Below are 14170 nucleotides of genomic sequence, written 5' to 3' on the forward strand. Positions count from 1 at the left end.
GTAACTTCGTGTGGATGAACCAACCCGGGAACCACGAGGGTGATCTCGGCCTGGAGCGACTCGGCGGGGTCAACCTCAACCTGCTGGTGCCGCTGCTCGCGCTGCTCGAAGAGGGTTCGGTGACGCGAGCCGCGGCCCGGGTGGGCATGACCCAACCCGCGATGAGTCACGCCCTGGGCAGGATGCGCCGAATGATCGGGGACGATCTGGTTGTTCGCCAGGGGAGTGGACTGGTGCTCACTCCGCGCGCCCTGGAGTTGATCGATCCATTGCGCGAAGTGCTGCGCCAGACCGCGCGAGTGGTGAACTTCCCGAGCTTCGACCCCGCTCACGACGCTCGCACCATCACCGCCGCGATGACTACCAGCACCGCCTTCGTGGTGGGACCGAGGTTGACGCAACTGATCGCCGACCGGGCCCCGAATGCAACCCTGCGCATCCGCAATTTTGTTGCACCGCAGGCCGAGGACTTCACCGACAACGGCGTGGACGTCGTACTTCTGTCGGAAGAGTTTCATTCGCCGTACCCGCGTGAGCGCCTGTACGAGAACCGGTGGGTGGTGATCGCCCACCGAGACAGCGACCCGGAGGCATCTGCGCTCGACCTGCTGACGTCGTTGCCTCATGTCACGTACGACTCCCGGGACCGAGTGCCGCCGTACGCCGCGATGGACGCGCAGGGAGTGGACTACCGCATCGGGACATTGATCTCCGATCACCTGCTCATCCCGCACCTGGTGGCGTCGGCCGGCGGAGTTGCCGTGCACACCTATCGAGTTGCGGTCGCCATGGCGGCGCGCGTCGACCTGCGGATCGAGGAGTTCCCGCTCCCGATCGCACCGTTGGTCGTCGACATGGTGTGGAACCCACGCCTGGCCGATGCAGAGTTCAAAAACTGGTTGCGGGAGATTCTCGTCGAAGTGGCCCCGCCGAGCTAGCACTCTGTCCATCCTTTCCCGGCCTGCAGAACACACTTGACAGACCGTAAACCGATATGACACCTTGCTCACTCAGTGCGTGATACGTATCACAAGCGCACGCCCGTTGCCGTTCTGGCGGTACGGGATCCTCGAGCAAGGAGCTCACAGAAATGAGTAACCCGACTGCGCGGCCATCGCGCTACGTAGCGACCCTCGTGGCCGCATGCCTGGCCGTCATGGTGGCCCAGGTGGCGTACTCGCTGCCCGGCGCCCTGAACGGAACTTTCCAGCAGGACTTCAACATCTCCGGCGCCGAACTGACGTGGATCAGCGCCGCTTTTGCCACGACGATGGTGGTTTTCGAACTGACCTTCGGCGTGCTCGGTGACATGTTCGGTCGCAAACGACTGCTACTCGGCGGGGCGCTGCTGATCGTCGTCGGCGCAGCCCTGTGCGCAAGTGCGCAGGAAGTGCACCTGATGTGGATCGGCCAGGCCATCGCCGGCATCGGTGCCGGCGCTCTCTACCCGATCTCGCTCGCGATGATCGCCGCCGCAGCGCCCGACGCTCAGGCCCGCGCCAAAGCGATCGCACTGTGGGCGGGCTTCCTGTCCCTCGGCGCCGCACTCTCGCCGATGATGGCCGCCGTACTCACCGAGTTCGGTAGCTGGCGTTGGGCTTTCGGTGCCGTGATCGCCGCCGCACTGATCTCGTTTGTGGTCTCACTTGGCGCGCAGGACTCGTCGTCGCCGGAAGGCCGCAAGCTCGACCTTCCCGGTCAGGCAACGTTGGCCGTCGGCCTGATCGCGCTGCTGTGGGCACTGACCCAGGGGTCCGAGATCGGCTGGGGCAACACCACGATCGTCGCCGGTTTTGTTGTCGGCGTCGTCTCCCTGGCCGCGTTTGTCGTCATCGAACTGCGCACCGAAGTTCCGCTACTGCACCTGAATCTGTTCGCCAACCGCGTGTTTGCGATCTCGGGCATCACGGCCATCGTCGGCATGTTCGCCTTCCTCGGCCTCTGCTTCTCGATGAGCATCTGGCTCGGTGCGGTACAGCACGTGTCACCGCTCAAGATCGGCGTGCTGTTCCTGGTCATTCAGGGGCCGGCGTTCCTGCTGGTGCCGCTCGTATCTCGCCTGATCCACAGCGTTTCACCGCGCTGGGTGCTGACCTCAGGCTTTGCACTGATCGCAATCGCCGGCTTCATCTGCGCGCAGTTCGACGTCCAAACCTCCACATGGACGGATTTCATCCTGCCGATGCTGCTACTCGGCGTCGGGTTCGCCTTCACGGTCGCGTCGATCACCGCGGTGGCCATCAACACCGTGCCGTTGCGCTTGGCGGGCATGGCGAGTGCCACGACAAACCTGTTGCGTGACTTCGGCTTTGCGCTCGGCCCCGTCCTCGTCGCTGCCATCGCGAACAGCGTCGCCAACGACAAGGTCCGAGACGGCCTCGGCGCCGCCGTCGGTGAATCCGATCTCGGTCAAGCCCACGCCGGTGCTGTCATGGGCATTGGTGATCAGGGCGGCGCAATGGCGCTCAACTCGATGCCGGTCATCCCGGTGCCGACCGATCCGAGCATGGCTCCCGGCCCCGACAACCCCATGCTCGCAATGCCTTCCGCGATCAGCGATCTGGCGTTCTCGTCGCTCGGCAGTGGCTACAGCCTGGCTTTCCTGGTGTGCGCGTTGTGCGCCGCTGCCTCCGGCATCCTGACCCTGTTCGGGCTCTTCGGAAGCCGGCCGGAATCCGAAGCCGCCGCCGATCTGGGTACCGACGTACTGCATGAGATCGCCAATGTCGCCGACGACGTCAACGTCCGGTGAGCTTTAGCTATCCGCTGCGAGCAGGTAGCACCAGGATTCGGTGATTTCGTCGAGGCAGATCTCGCGCGGCGTCCGCCAGCCGATGGAGAAGTAGCGCCGCGAGAGGTGCTCGAGCTGACCGAACGCCAGCACGCAGCGGATCCGGCGGCGGTCGGCCGGCAGCCGCTTCGCCGCGTCCAGCCCCGCGGTCATGTCCTCGACAGCGGACTCGAACCACTGCTCGGTCTTGGCCTCGACGTCCGGCTCGTACGACGCCTCGTACGACGCGGTGAGGTAAGGCTTGATCTCGTCCCATTGGGAGAACTTGCGATCCAGCCACGCGTGGATCTCGCTGCGCGAGCCGGAGGCAACCACCGCGGTCAGGGTGGGGTTGTCTGCCGCGGTGAGGATGGCGTCCACCTTGGTCAGCAGCGCACTCATCACCTCAGCCTTGGATGAAAAGTGCAGGTAGAAGGTAGTCCGGGTGGAACCTGCGGCCGACGCAATGTCGTCGATCGTGGTCGCGGAATAACCCTTCTCGCCGAACAACTCCAGTGCCTTGGCAAGGAAGAGCTCGTAGGTCATCTGTTTTTGGGCGGCGCGGAGCGACATGGCCTCAGATTCTAGCCGCAGTAAAGCCACAGTTCAGCGCGACAAGTCAGATGTCTGTTAACCAACTCACTTGACGCTTTGTAATGTTAATGGCTACTGTGATCGGTACCACGTCATGCAGGCATGACGATGACGAAAGGAAGTGCCGATGAAGGTCGACCAGATCACTGAAGGCAACACCGTCAACACCGTCCTCGGCCCCGTACCCGCCGACCAATTGGGTGTCGTCTCGGTTCACGAGGCACTGCTGTCAGTGCTTCCGGGTGCGGAATACGCATTCGACATCACCATGGACCGCGCAGACATCTTCGAGGCCCTGGCGGAAAAGCTGAAGGATTTCCGGGAACACGGCGGGCAGACGATCGTCGACGCCACCGGCATGTTCCACGGCCGCGACGTCAAGCTGTACGAAGCTCTCTCACGCACCACCGGGGTACACATCGTCGCCTCGACTGGCCTGGGTCCGGAGGAGATGCTCGGCGGTTATTTCCTGACACCGCAGACCAATCCGCCGACGCCGTGGCCGGCCGAGAAGTTCGCCGAGCTCTTCACCAAGGAGATCACCGAGGGCATGGTGATTCCACGCGTCGAGCGTCGTGGCACCCCTGGGCTGGTGGCTACCGCCGCACATCACGAGGGCATGACCGCCACTGAGGAAAGCCTGTTCCGCGGAGCGGCCCGCGCTGCACTCGCCACCGGCGCCCCCGTCTCCATCCGCTACGGCAACGATGCGGTGTCCGACCTCGAGATCCTCGCGGACGAAAAGCTGCCGGCCGACCGCGTCATCGTCGGTGGACTCGACCGAAAGGATGCGGTCGCCACCGGCGCACCGCTCGAAATCGCCCGCCGCGGCGCCTATGTCGCACTGGACCATGTGGGAACAGCCGACGATGTCCACATCACGGACGACGAACGCGCCGCCTTGGTGGCCGAGCTGGTCGAGGCGGGCCACGGCAACCGGATTCTGCTCTCCAGCAATGCAACCGGCGTCGCCAAAGGCCATACCGGGAACGATCTGCCGTTCAGCTACATCCTGTCGACGTTTGTCCCCGCCCTCACAGCGCAGGGACTGAGCGATGAGGACGTGCAGCGCATCCTCGTCGACAACCCGCGCGATCTGCTGGCCGTGCGCTGACGTTCCGCGACAACGGATAACCATCCAATTTTCGAATTTTCTTAGAGGTGAGTGTTGTGTCGAGAGTGAACACCGTTCTGGGGCCGATCCCCGCCGAGGAGCTGGGGATCGTGGCCATCCACGAGCACATCGGGTACGGCATGCCCGGCTCCGAACTGGACACGAAGTGGTGGAAGACACCGGAGGAGCGATACTCCGAGACCGTTCCCAAGCTTCGCGCATTCCACGAGTACGGCGGCGGAACCTTCGTCGACGTCACCGGAATCTGCAACGGCCGTGACGTCGACTACTACAAGTCGCTGTCCGCCAAGACCGGCGTCCACATCATCGCGTGCACCGGCTTCGTCGGCGGCGACACGGCGTTGCCGTTCTTCGAACGTGCAAGCGTCGAGTACCTGACACAGCACTTCGTTCACGAGATCACCGTCGGCATCGGGAACACCGGCAGCCGAGCGGGCGTCATAAAGGTCGGCGTGAGCCGCGGTGGCCGAATGACGGACCTGGACAAGCGAATCTACCGCGCTGCCGCTCGCGCCGCCCTGAGCACCGGTGTGCCGATTCTGACTCACCTGGCCATCGACGCCGAGAACGCCATCACCATCTTCAACGAAGAGGGCCTGCCACTCGATCGTGTGCTGTTCGGGCACGTCGACGACGGTGTGAACGCCGACAAGACGCGTGACACGTGGATCGCCGAGCAGGGCGGGCGCGTCGGCTTCGACACCTTCGGCTACGAGACCGAACTCCCGGACCCGCCGTTCTGGGCACGGCCCCGCAAGGAACGCCTCGATCACTTCCTGCGCTTCCTCGGCAAGGGTCACCTGGACCAGGCACTCGCGGGCGTCGACGCCAACTGCAGCCCGCTCGGATGGCCAGGTGTCAAGGGCCACACCGTGAATTACCTCTTCGAAGACCTCATTCCCGACCTGCGCGAAGCCGGGTTGGACGAAGCCACCATCACCAAGTTGTTCGTCGAGAATCCGGCCGACTTCTTGACCATCCAGAACTAGCAAGGACTAAGAACAATGCAGTCTTCAGAGCTCGAGAACCTGAAAATCGCCATCGTCGGCGCGGGATACGCCGGTGCTGCGGCAGCCAAGGCCCTGAGCCTGCTCGGCGCCGACGTCGACGTGTACGAGCAGGCCGGCCAGATCCGGGAGGTCGGCGCCGGTATCGGTCTGCGTCCGTCCACCATGGAACGCTTCCGCCAGTGGGGCATCTTCGACGCCGTCGCACAGGTCAGCTCGCCGAGTGACTACTTCGAAATCCTCACCGGCACCAATGATCCGATTATGAAGGAAGAGTGGCCCGCTGTCCCCGGCGACACCGAGAACACGAAGACGCACCTGATCCATCGCGGCGATTTCATCGACGCTCTTCTGGGCGTACTTCCCGAAGGCATGGTGCACCTCGGACACAAGCTCGAAACCCTCGAGGACAAGGGCGATCGCTCCGTCCTCACCTTCACCAACGGCACGACCGTCGAGGCCGACCTGGTCATCGGCGCCGACGGCATCAAGTCGGTTGTGCGCCAGCAGCTTTTCAGCGACAAGGGTCCCGTGTTCTCCGGTGAGCACGCCTACCGCACGGTGATCTCCGTCGACGACGCCTACGGGATGGCCACGGACGACAACCTCCGGATGTACATCGGGCGGGGCACAAAGGTCTACCTGCTCCCGCTGCGCCACCGCGGCCAGGTCTCGTTCGACATCACCGCACTGTGCCCGGACAGCACCTGGGCGCCGACGATCACCAAGGAAGACATCCTGGCGACACTCGAAGGTTTCGACGAGCGGATCGTGAACATCGCCCGCGACCTCGACATGGACACAGTGAGCATTCGCGCGGTCTACGACATCGACCCGGTCGATGTGTGGCACACCGACTCTGTTGTCCTCGTGGGCGACGCCGCCCACTCGATGCTCCATCACCAGGGCCAGGGCGCGAACTCGGCGATCCTGGACGCCGGCAGTCTCGCCGACGCCCTGAAGGAAGCAGATTCCGTCAAGGAAGCACTGGCGTTGTACCAGGCGAACCGCAAGCCGGTGACGGATGAACTGCAGCGCATTTCGCGCCAGGGCTGGACCGAAGACGAAGTCAACGACGTGTTCCCCGGCCAGAAGACCGCAGCTCAGCCGGCTGCAACCGAGTAAGGAAGCCACGACATGCCCTTGCACCCCCAGATCGCTCAACTCATCGCCACCCTGCCGGCCCCGCCCGAGGGACCGATCGACCCGGCGCTCATGCGCGCCGGCGACGAGGCACACGTTGCTCCCCTGGAAGAACGCCTGCCACTGCACGCTGTCGAGGACACGACCGCGGGCGATGTGCCCGTACGGATCTACACACCGGTCGACGCCGACGCGTACGGGCTGTTGGTGTACTTCCACGGCGGCGCGTTCTTCCTCGGCAGCCTGAACACGCATGACCATGTGGCGCGGAACCTCGCGAAGGAAACCGGACTCAAGGTCATCTCCGTCGACTACCGCCTCGCTCCCGAGGCTGCTTTCCCGGCCGGGCTCGAGGACTGCCACGCGGTAGTGCGGTGGGCAGCCGAGAACGGCGAGGCACTGAAGTGGGACGGGAAGACACTCGCACTGGCCGGCGACAGTTCCGGTGGCACTTTTGTTGCCGCTGTCGCTGCAATGGCTCATGACGAGGGATTCGACCGCATCACGCACCAGGTACTGCTCTACCCCTCACTGGACCTGGACTTCGACGTCGATCGTTACGAATCCCTGCGGGAGAACGCCGTTGGGTACGGGGTGGAGACGGCAGGGCTGAAGGGCTTCAACAGTTTCTACTTCGAAAGCGGTGCGGACGCGGCGAACCCGCTTGTCTCACCGATCAAACGTGAGGATCTTTCCGGGCTACCCCCGGCACTGATCGTCACGGCCGAGTACGACCCGATGCGTGATGAGGGCGAGTTGTACGGCAAGCGACTGAAGGAAGCCGGCACCCAGGTAACGGTCAGCCGTTATGCCGGTGCCAACCACGGCTTTGCGCAGAACTTTGCTTGGATCCCGGAGTACTACACGGTATTCGAGGAGACTGCCACTTTCCTTCGTTCCACCGGTGAGTGACATGACGGACGACGTGAAGATTCATCCCCTCGTCTCGCCGTGGGGCCGATTCGGCCTCTACAGCTTCTTGATCGACGCCCCCGAACTTGCAATCGTCGACACCGGGATCGCGTCGTCGCCGGCCGAGGGAATGGCGCCCGCACTCGAGGCAATCGGACGCCGGATCGAAGATGTTCGGTGGATCCTGTTGACCCACGGCCATATCGATCACATCGGCGGCGCGTACGCCCTGTGGGAACTCACCGGCAGACGCGCCCAGGTTGTGATCCACGAAGCCGACGCGCACCTGTTGCGCTCGCGGCAGGCACACGTCGACGAATACCTGACGGGGCGTGGGCAGTACCTCAACGATCCAGAAGGTATCGAGAAGCAGATAGCGTCGGCGAACGCTGTCATCTCCGGCGAGATGGAGCCGTCCATACTGGTCCGAGGCGGCGAAACACTCTCCCTCGGTGGCGGTGTCACCGTATCGGTGCATTCCATCCCGGGCCACACGGCCGGATCGGTCGCCTATGTGGTTGACGGCCAGAACGATGTGTTCGTCGGCGACGCCGTGCAGGTCCACGGAGCAGCCAACGGCTTTCCGGGCTACGAAGATCCACTCGCTTACCGGACGAGCCTTCAGTACCTGCGTGACGAGATCCGCCCGAACCACCTGTATCTGGGGCATCCGTACCGCCGGGCCGACGGCGTCGCCTACGGTGTCGAACTCGACCGTGACCAGGCGTCCGAAGCACTGCGCGAGAGTGTCGACATCGAGGTCGGCGTCCGCGGCGCAGCGCATCAGTGCCTGTGCGGCGGTCTGCCGGAGACGGATTCGGCGTACTCACCGTTTGCACCTGTCGCCGAAAAACTCGGCTACGAGGGCGACCCCACCCTCGAACCGTCTCCGTTCTTCACGACGCTGCACGGCTACCGCACCCAGTACGACGAAGAAGAATAGGAGTCGTTGACTCATGGCCGAATTCGAAATATTCAACGCGGGTGGACAGCCCATCCATATCCGTAAAGATCTCCGGGTCCCGATGCGCGACGGGATCGAGTTGGCAGCAGACGCTTACGAGGGCGTCGACGGCAAACCGCGGCCGGCACTCGTGGCTCTGAGCCCCTACGGCAAGGAACTGCAGGCGCTTGCCCTGACCACGCCACCGCAGCGACGCCCCAGTCCGATGTGGGACGGCTGCATCGAAGCCGGCGACATCGCGCGCATCGTCAGCGAAGACTACGTTCACGTTATCGGCGACCTGCGCGGTTCCGGCGCATCCGAGGGCGAGCACATCGGCAACTACAACGCCGGCGGTGTCTCACTCGGGCAGGACGCCTACGACTTCATCGAATGGGTTGCGGCACAACCGTGGTGCGACGGCAACGTCGGAATGGTCGGCATCTCGTACTTCGGCTCCATGCAGGTACTGGCCGCCGCCGAGCGTCCACCGCATCTGAAGGCGATCTTCGTGAGCGGCGGCCACTACGACTTCTACGAGACCACCTACCACGGTGGCATCATGTGGTTCATGCCGCGCGCAGCCCGCGAGGGTCGCGGCGGTGACTCCGGCTGGGCGTTCACCGATGGAGTCAAATCCCGCATGCTCGAGACGTACAGCCCCGAAGAGGTCAAGAAGCGCGTCGCAGAACGCCTACAGGATCCCGACGTGGCCGCATGGCCGAATCTTGTTCACGTGCTGAACTATCCGAAAAACCACGAAGCCTGGTTCGACATCGTGACGAACGAGTTGGACGGCGACTGGTACGAGGAGCGCAACCCGATCACACTGGCCCCCAACATCGATATCCCGGTCTACCTGCAGATCGACCAGGGCCGCGGCTGGACGATGGACGGCACGATCGAACTGTTCGACGCACTGAACGGCCCCAAGAAGCTGGACATCGGACCATACCCGCCGATGCAGTCGCGCCCCTTCATCGAAGAGCACGACAAGATGTTCCGCTGGTACGACTACTGGATCAAGGGCATCGACAACGGTGTCATGGACGAACCGGCCGTGAGTGTCTTCGTGGAAGGCTCCCGCGAGGTGGCGACCGGAAGCCAGTGGCCACCGAAGGACATCGAGTACAAGTCGCTGTATCTGCGCCCGCGCCACAAACTCTCCGTCGAACCGGAGCCGATGGGCGCCGAGTACGCCGCCCCGGACGGCTTCTATCAGGCACCGCTGACCGTCACCGACAAGGTCGAGATCCTGTCGTGGAGCACACCGGTTTTCGAGGAATCCACCGAGATGATCGGCACCGGCGCCGCGCACATCTTCGCAGAAATCGACGCCACGGATTCGAATTTCATTCTGCGCCTGTGGGATTACGCGCCGAACGGCAAGCGTCAGCTGATCACCTCCGGCTACCTGAAGGCCTCGCACCGCGAGCTGGACGAGCGAACCACCGAGGGCAACCCACACCATCCGCACACCCGTGCGGTGCCCGTGGAGCCGGGCACGATCGAGGAATACGTGCTGCGCCTCTACCCGTTCGCGAATACCTTCAAGCCGGGTCACAAGCTGACCGTGGAGTTGTCCAACGCCGAGCCGTTGGCGGACGAGCACAACGCACTACTCCCACCGGACGCGTTCCACCTGCCGGTCGGGCGCCCCGTGACCCACAAGATCTACCGGGATGCCGCGCACCGATCACGGCTCGTGCTTCCGTTCACGACAACTGCAACGCAGAGCTAGCCCGTCACGGCGAGTGAGCACCCTGTTCATCAAGCTCGCACCCCTTCCAGTGCTCTGGAAGGGGTGCGAGCTTTACAGAAGGTGTGCTCACTTCACCAGGCTCTGATCTGGTCGACAGTGACGGTACGTGAGGTCTTCTTCTCCACCTCCATGACGCTGAGGGCCTGCGGCCCGCCCACCTCGTAGGTTGCGCTCCCCTGCCGCCACCGCCAGTGATGGAATGCGTATCACCCCACCTGCCTTGATCGGCTCGGCGTCGGTCAGTGCGTCGAACTCACGCTCGTTCGGTCCACCCGGATTGAAGAGCACGGAGAATGGTCGACCAAGTGTGATCAAGCCGACGATGTTCGCGTCAGTGGCAGCACTGGAAAACGCTCGTGCAGAGCAGCTTCCACATCGTCGGCGACACTCTCGGGGTCTCGGCCTTCGGTGCTCAGAACCAGGTCGACCCCGCTCAGCGCCGGCATCGAAGCGGCCAGGAGTTGCGACGCTTCCACCAGTTGCTCCAACCCTGCCCAGTTGGCCGGTTCACGCTCGATGATTCTGCTGCGCAACGTATCCGGATCGGCCTCGAGCCGTACCAGCAGGTGACCGTCAGCGCCGGTCGCGGCCACTAGAGCATTCCCGTAGTCGTCGTCCTCGACGGTCGCAGTCAAGAACAGGAGTTCGTACCCTGCCTCACGGTACGACGCGCACAGCATCTGGACGTGCGCGATGGCTCGTTCGGTGCCCAGCGGTGGGTAACACCGCTCCAGTTCGTCGACCTCGATCATCGCGTTTTTCACGCCCGCCTCGCCGAGCCGATCGTGAAGCGCGGTCGAGACGGAACTCTTACCCGCGCCGGGCGGGCCTGTCAGCAGTAGTACGAACACGTCCTCCACTATTCCAGAGCCTTGTGCACTCTCAGTGCGACGACAAGGCTGGAGAAGACAGTTCGACCTGTACAACAGTCCTGATCGGAGCACAGCGATGAGTACCACGATCACCGAAATCGCGCCGGACATCTATCGCATGTCGACGTTTGTTCCGGAAGCCAACCTCGCGATGAACCAGTTTCTTGTCGACGGTGAGGAACCCTTGCTCTTCCACGCCGGGCAGCGAGCGTTGTTCACCCCGGTCTCCGACGCACTGTCCCAGTTGATCGACATCGGCCGGTTGAAGTGGATCACGTTCGGACATGTCGAGGCCGACGAATGCGGAGCGATGAATTCGTGGCTCGCCGCCGCACCGGACGCCCAGGTTGCGCATGGTGCCATGGGGTGCTTCGTTCAAGTGGGCGATCTTGCCGACCGGCCACCAATTCCCTTGCAAGACGGTGATGTTCTCGAAACAGGTGTCCGACGCGTTCGGCACATCGACACACCGCACGTTCCGCACGGCTGGGACGCGGGCCTGATGTTCGAGGAGACAACGTCGACCCTCTTCTGTGGTGACCTGTTCACCGCGTTCGGGAACCACCCCACCACCACCGAGCACGACATCATCGGCCCGGCATTGGAAACCGAAGACCTGGGACATGCCACCGCTCTGACGCCGGATCTCGAACCCACGATCCGCGCTCTGGCAGATCTCGAACCGCGGATCCTGGCGACCATGCACACGTCCACGTTTTACGGAGACTGCGTCGACACGCTTCACGAACTGGCAAACGCGTACGCCGAACGGTTCGCCGCCGAAACCGAAAAGTGGAAGTCAGACCAGATGTAATGCCTGCCAATCAACGGTCTCCAGCGAAGCCCAATTCGCGAAAGCCCGCGAATCATGCTCGCCAAGAACATCACCGCGATCGTGCATGAGTCGACATGCCACCGCGACCGGCTGAAAGCCGGCACGCTCTACCAGCGCAACGGCGGCCTCCCACACCGTTCGAGCCTCATGCAGTGCGGACGGGCGACACCTGACCGGCAGAATGTGTCCAGGGCGGTTTAGATCCAGAGGCACAGAATCGGGTGAGGCAAGAGTTCTCAGTGTGAGAGCACGATCGCGCCCCGATATCCCGGTAGTGACACCTACCGCATCGACCGCGACAGTGAACGGAATCCCGGAGCGTTCCGACGCGAGTACCGTCTGGTCGGGGATGCGAAGCTCGTCGAGGCGGTCTGAGTGCATCGCCGCGTGAACGAGGCCGGACGAGTGCCGAACAGCAAAATGTAATTGCTGCGTGGTGGCGTGTTGTGCCGGAAATACAAGCAGAGGACCGTCACCGTCGAGCAGAATGTAGGCCTCTCCCTCCTGAAAGTACTTACAGGGATGCCTATTCGGCAAACTGTTGAACCCAGCATTCTTCCGTACAACTCGATGCATCGTAGTACCTCCGGTGGGGTAGCGTCTGCTGAGTCAGCTCGGCTGTCTAAGGCTGCGGCGCAAAATTTTGCCCGACGCTGACTTGGGAATGGTGTCGACGAACGTAACCCGCCGCACTTTCTTGTACGGTGCAACTCGTTCCTCGACGTGTGCGACGACCGCTGATTCAGACAGTCCTGATCCGACAGCACGTACGACGAACGCGTGGGGTGCTTCGTCGCCGTTCCCCAATGGCTGACCTACGACGGCAGCATCGACGATCATTTCGTGTGTGAGAAGAATGCCCTCCAATTCGGCTGGGGCAACCTGGTAGCCCTTGTACTTGATGAGCTCTTTCAACCGATCGACGATTGTAATCGCGCCGGCGCTGTCGACGACGGCAATGTCACCCGTGTGGAGGTAGCCATTGGAGTCCAGGGTATCGGCCGTGGCAGCCGAGTTGTTGAGATAGCCGAGCATGATATTTGGACCTTTGCACCATAATTCACCGGGGAGACTGACACCCGAAGAGGGGATGTCGTACTCCACTCCGTTTGCAGGATCGACCAATTTGCAGGTCATGTTGGCCACGGTCAGTCCGACGGACTCGGCGGGTATCGCTGCGACAGACAGCGGGGCGATGTGACTGACTGGGCTCATCTCCGTCATCCCGTATGCCTGTCTGACAGCGCAGCCAAGGCGGTCCTCGACCGTCTTCGCCAACACCGCATCGAGTGGTGCGGCGCCGGACAGAACTACCTGCACAGACGAAATGTCGAAGTCGCTGACAGAAGGCGCTTTTGCGAGCGCAACCATTACTGGGGGTGCGACGGGTAGGTGAGTCGCCCGCTCGGTCTGTATGACAGCAAGCAATGACTCGAGGCTGAACGATCGCATCGTGACGATGGTGGCTCGTCGCCGCAGTGACAGGTTGAGGACGACCGACATCCCGTAGATATGTGAGAACGGTAGGAGCCCCACGACGACGGAGTCGGTGGTCACGTCGAGTGAGTCGTCGAGTTGACACAGGTTGGCCACGAGGTTGCGATGGCTCAGCATCACGCCCTTCGGTACACCGGTAGTCCCTGAAGAGTAAGGAACAACAGCTAGGTGCGATCCAGGATCGGAAACCAGGCGGACGGGCGCGTGGATACTTTCGTCGGGGTACAACGAGACGCCGCTCAACTCTCGAACCGAGTTATTCGCGAGACCGGATATTTCGGCACCAGACCGGGCAACAGTTGCCGTCGATGCATCGCAATAAACCAGTGCCGCAGCAGATCCGGTGATCTGTTTGGCAATCTCGTCCACCGTGGCGAGTGTGTTCAGCGGCGTGACGACAATGCCTGCCCTCAGGCAGCCGAGGTAGGCGACAACCCATCGCGCCGAATTCGGACCGATGAGCGCGACGACCTCGCCTGGGCAGAGTTCGCCGGCGACAGCATCGGCGAAGGCATCGACAGCTTGCGTCAGCTGCCCGTAGGTGAGTACGTCCCCGCTGTCGTAGTCGACCACAGCGCGTCGACCCTCATCCTGGGGGGACAGGTCATCGAGGACGTAACTTGCTAGTCCGACGTCAGGGATCGTGACGGACGTGAACGGGCTGTTGAATGGCATGGGGGCTCCTTGCTGAACTCGACTT

Annotated in this window: 14 protein-coding genes; 9 read left to right on the forward strand and 5 right to left on the reverse strand. The window is 62.9% G+C overall.

Features of this window, described 5'->3' with window-relative positions:
- The first annotated feature begins 14 nt into the window (after positions 1-14).
- The gene (locus FFI94_RS30285) at positions 15-938 is read left to right on the forward strand and encodes a LysR family transcriptional regulator (protein WP_138871085.1); all 924 of its coding nucleotides are present in this window, start codon (positions 15-17) and stop codon (positions 936-938) included.
- 152 nt (positions 939-1090) lie between these two features.
- Positions 1091-2752, forward strand: coding sequence for an MFS transporter (locus FFI94_RS30290; protein WP_138871086.1), 1662 nt, complete (start codon positions 1091-1093; stop codon positions 2750-2752).
- A gap of 3 nt (positions 2753-2755) precedes the next feature.
- On the opposite strand, the gene FFI94_RS30295 is transcribed toward FFI94_RS30290, so the two are convergent.
- Complete coding sequence (locus FFI94_RS30295) at positions 2756-3343, reverse strand: TetR/AcrR family transcriptional regulator (protein WP_138871087.1); 588 nt, start codon at positions 3341-3343, stop codon at positions 2756-2758.
- A gap of 148 nt (positions 3344-3491) precedes the next feature.
- On the opposite strand from FFI94_RS30295, the gene FFI94_RS30300 reads away from it, so the two are divergent.
- From FFI94_RS30300 to FFI94_RS30325, 6 genes are read left to right on the forward strand one after another with little or no spacing between them, the layout of a single operon-like run.
- Complete coding sequence (locus FFI94_RS30300) at positions 3492-4478, forward strand: phosphotriesterase (RefSeq protein ID WP_138871088.1); 987 nt, start codon at positions 3492-3494, stop codon at positions 4476-4478.
- A 56-nt stretch (positions 4479-4534) separates the two neighbouring features.
- Positions 4535-5488 (forward strand): phosphotriesterase, encoded by a 954-nt coding sequence (locus tag FFI94_RS30305; protein WP_138871089.1) that lies wholly within the window; start codon positions 4535-4537, stop codon positions 5486-5488.
- Positions 5489-5503: 15 nt separating this feature from the next.
- Entirely contained in the window at positions 5504-6631 is a 1128-nt protein-coding gene (locus FFI94_RS30310; protein ID WP_138871090.1) for an NAD(P)/FAD-dependent oxidoreductase, read from the forward strand.
- A gap of 12 nt (positions 6632-6643) precedes the next feature.
- Positions 6644-7561, forward strand: a complete 918-nt coding sequence (locus tag FFI94_RS30315) for an alpha/beta hydrolase (protein WP_138871091.1) — start codon at positions 6644-6646, stop codon at positions 7559-7561.
- Between the two features lies 1 nt (position 7562).
- The gene (locus FFI94_RS30320; RefSeq protein WP_138871092.1) at positions 7563-8504 is read left to right on the forward strand and encodes an MBL fold metallo-hydrolase; all 942 of its coding nucleotides are present in this window, start codon (positions 7563-7565) and stop codon (positions 8502-8504) included.
- A gap of 13 nt (positions 8505-8517) precedes the next feature.
- Positions 8518-10245: a CocE/NonD family hydrolase gene (locus tag FFI94_RS30325; RefSeq protein WP_138871093.1), complete on the forward strand. Its 1728-nt coding sequence runs from the start codon at positions 8518-8520 to the stop codon at positions 10243-10245.
- 87 nt (positions 10246-10332) lie between these two features.
- Here the strand turns inward: FFI94_RS30325 and FFI94_RS33880 are convergent, their stop codons facing one another.
- Together FFI94_RS33880 and FFI94_RS30335 are read right to left on the reverse strand one after the other, a co-directional pair.
- A complete protein-coding gene (locus tag FFI94_RS33880; protein WP_185993450.1) occupies positions 10333-10581 on the reverse strand; it encodes a hypothetical protein in 249 nt (82 codons plus the stop codon).
- The gene (locus FFI94_RS30335; protein WP_260684439.1) at positions 10578-11117 is read right to left on the reverse strand and encodes an AAA family ATPase; all 540 of its coding nucleotides are present in this window, start codon (positions 11115-11117) and stop codon (positions 10578-10580) included. The genes FFI94_RS33880 and FFI94_RS30335 overlap by 4 nt, the downstream gene beginning before the upstream one ends.
- 97 nt (positions 11118-11214) lie before the next feature.
- Between FFI94_RS30335 and FFI94_RS30340 the strand changes: the two genes are divergently transcribed.
- On the forward strand, positions 11215-11952 hold the full coding sequence (locus FFI94_RS30340; RefSeq protein ID WP_138871095.1) for an MBL fold metallo-hydrolase: 738 nt from the start codon (positions 11215-11217) through the stop codon (positions 11950-11952).
- Here FFI94_RS30340 and FFI94_RS30345 read toward each other — a convergent pair.
- Both FFI94_RS30345 and FFI94_RS30350 read right to left on the reverse strand, forming a co-directional pair.
- Positions 11938-12549, reverse strand: coding sequence for a 3,4-dihydroxy-2-butanone-4-phosphate synthase (locus FFI94_RS30345; RefSeq protein WP_138871096.1), 612 nt, complete (start codon positions 12547-12549; stop codon positions 11938-11940). The two genes, FFI94_RS30340 and FFI94_RS30345, sit on opposite strands and share 15 nt — an antisense overlap.
- Positions 12550-12582: 33 nt before the next feature.
- Positions 12583-14145: an AMP-binding protein gene (locus FFI94_RS30350; protein ID WP_138871097.1), complete on the reverse strand. Its 1563-nt coding sequence runs from the start codon at positions 14143-14145 to the stop codon at positions 12583-12585.
- Between the last annotated feature and the right edge of the window lie 25 nt (positions 14146-14170).

The organism is Rhodococcus sp. KBS0724, assembly GCF_005938745.2.
Classification (GTDB): domain Bacteria; phylum Actinomycetota; class Actinomycetes; order Mycobacteriales; family Mycobacteriaceae; genus Rhodococcus_F.

What these genes read in the sequence shown, in the direction of transcription:
- FFI94_RS30285 (WP_138871085.1), top strand. Translation starts at nt 15, where the DNA reads ATGAACCAACCCGGGAACCACGAGGGTGATCTCGGCCTGGAGCGACTC.
- FFI94_RS30325 (WP_138871093.1), top strand. Translation starts at nt 8,518, where the DNA reads ATGGCCGAATTCGAAATATTCAACGCGGGTGGACAGCCCATCCATATC.
- FFI94_RS30290 (WP_138871086.1), top strand. Translation starts at nt 1,091, where the DNA reads ATGAGTAACCCGACTGCGCGGCCATCGCGCTACGTAGCGACCCTCGTG.
- FFI94_RS30350 (WP_138871097.1), bottom strand. Translation starts at nt 14,145, where the DNA reads ATGCCATTCAACAGCCCGTTCACGTCCGTCACGATCCCTGACGTCGGA.
- FFI94_RS30300 (WP_138871088.1), top strand. Translation starts at nt 3,492, where the DNA reads ATGAAGGTCGACCAGATCACTGAAGGCAACACCGTCAACACCGTCCTC.
- FFI94_RS30310 (WP_138871090.1), top strand. Translation starts at nt 5,504, where the DNA reads ATGCAGTCTTCAGAGCTCGAGAACCTGAAAATCGCCATCGTCGGCGCG.
- FFI94_RS30340 (WP_138871095.1), top strand. Translation starts at nt 11,215, where the DNA reads ATGAGTACCACGATCACCGAAATCGCGCCGGACATCTATCGCATGTCG.
- FFI94_RS30315 (WP_138871091.1), top strand. Translation starts at nt 6,644, where the DNA reads ATGCCCTTGCACCCCCAGATCGCTCAACTCATCGCCACCCTGCCGGCC.
- FFI94_RS30320 (WP_138871092.1), top strand. Translation starts at nt 7,563, where the DNA reads ATGACGGACGACGTGAAGATTCATCCCCTCGTCTCGCCGTGGGGCCGA.
- FFI94_RS30345 (WP_138871096.1), bottom strand. Translation starts at nt 12,549, where the DNA reads ATGCATCGAGTTGTACGGAAGAATGCTGGGTTCAACAGTTTGCCGAAT.
- FFI94_RS30295 (WP_138871087.1), bottom strand. Translation starts at nt 3,343, where the DNA reads ATGTCGCTCCGCGCCGCCCAAAAACAGATGACCTACGAGCTCTTCCTT.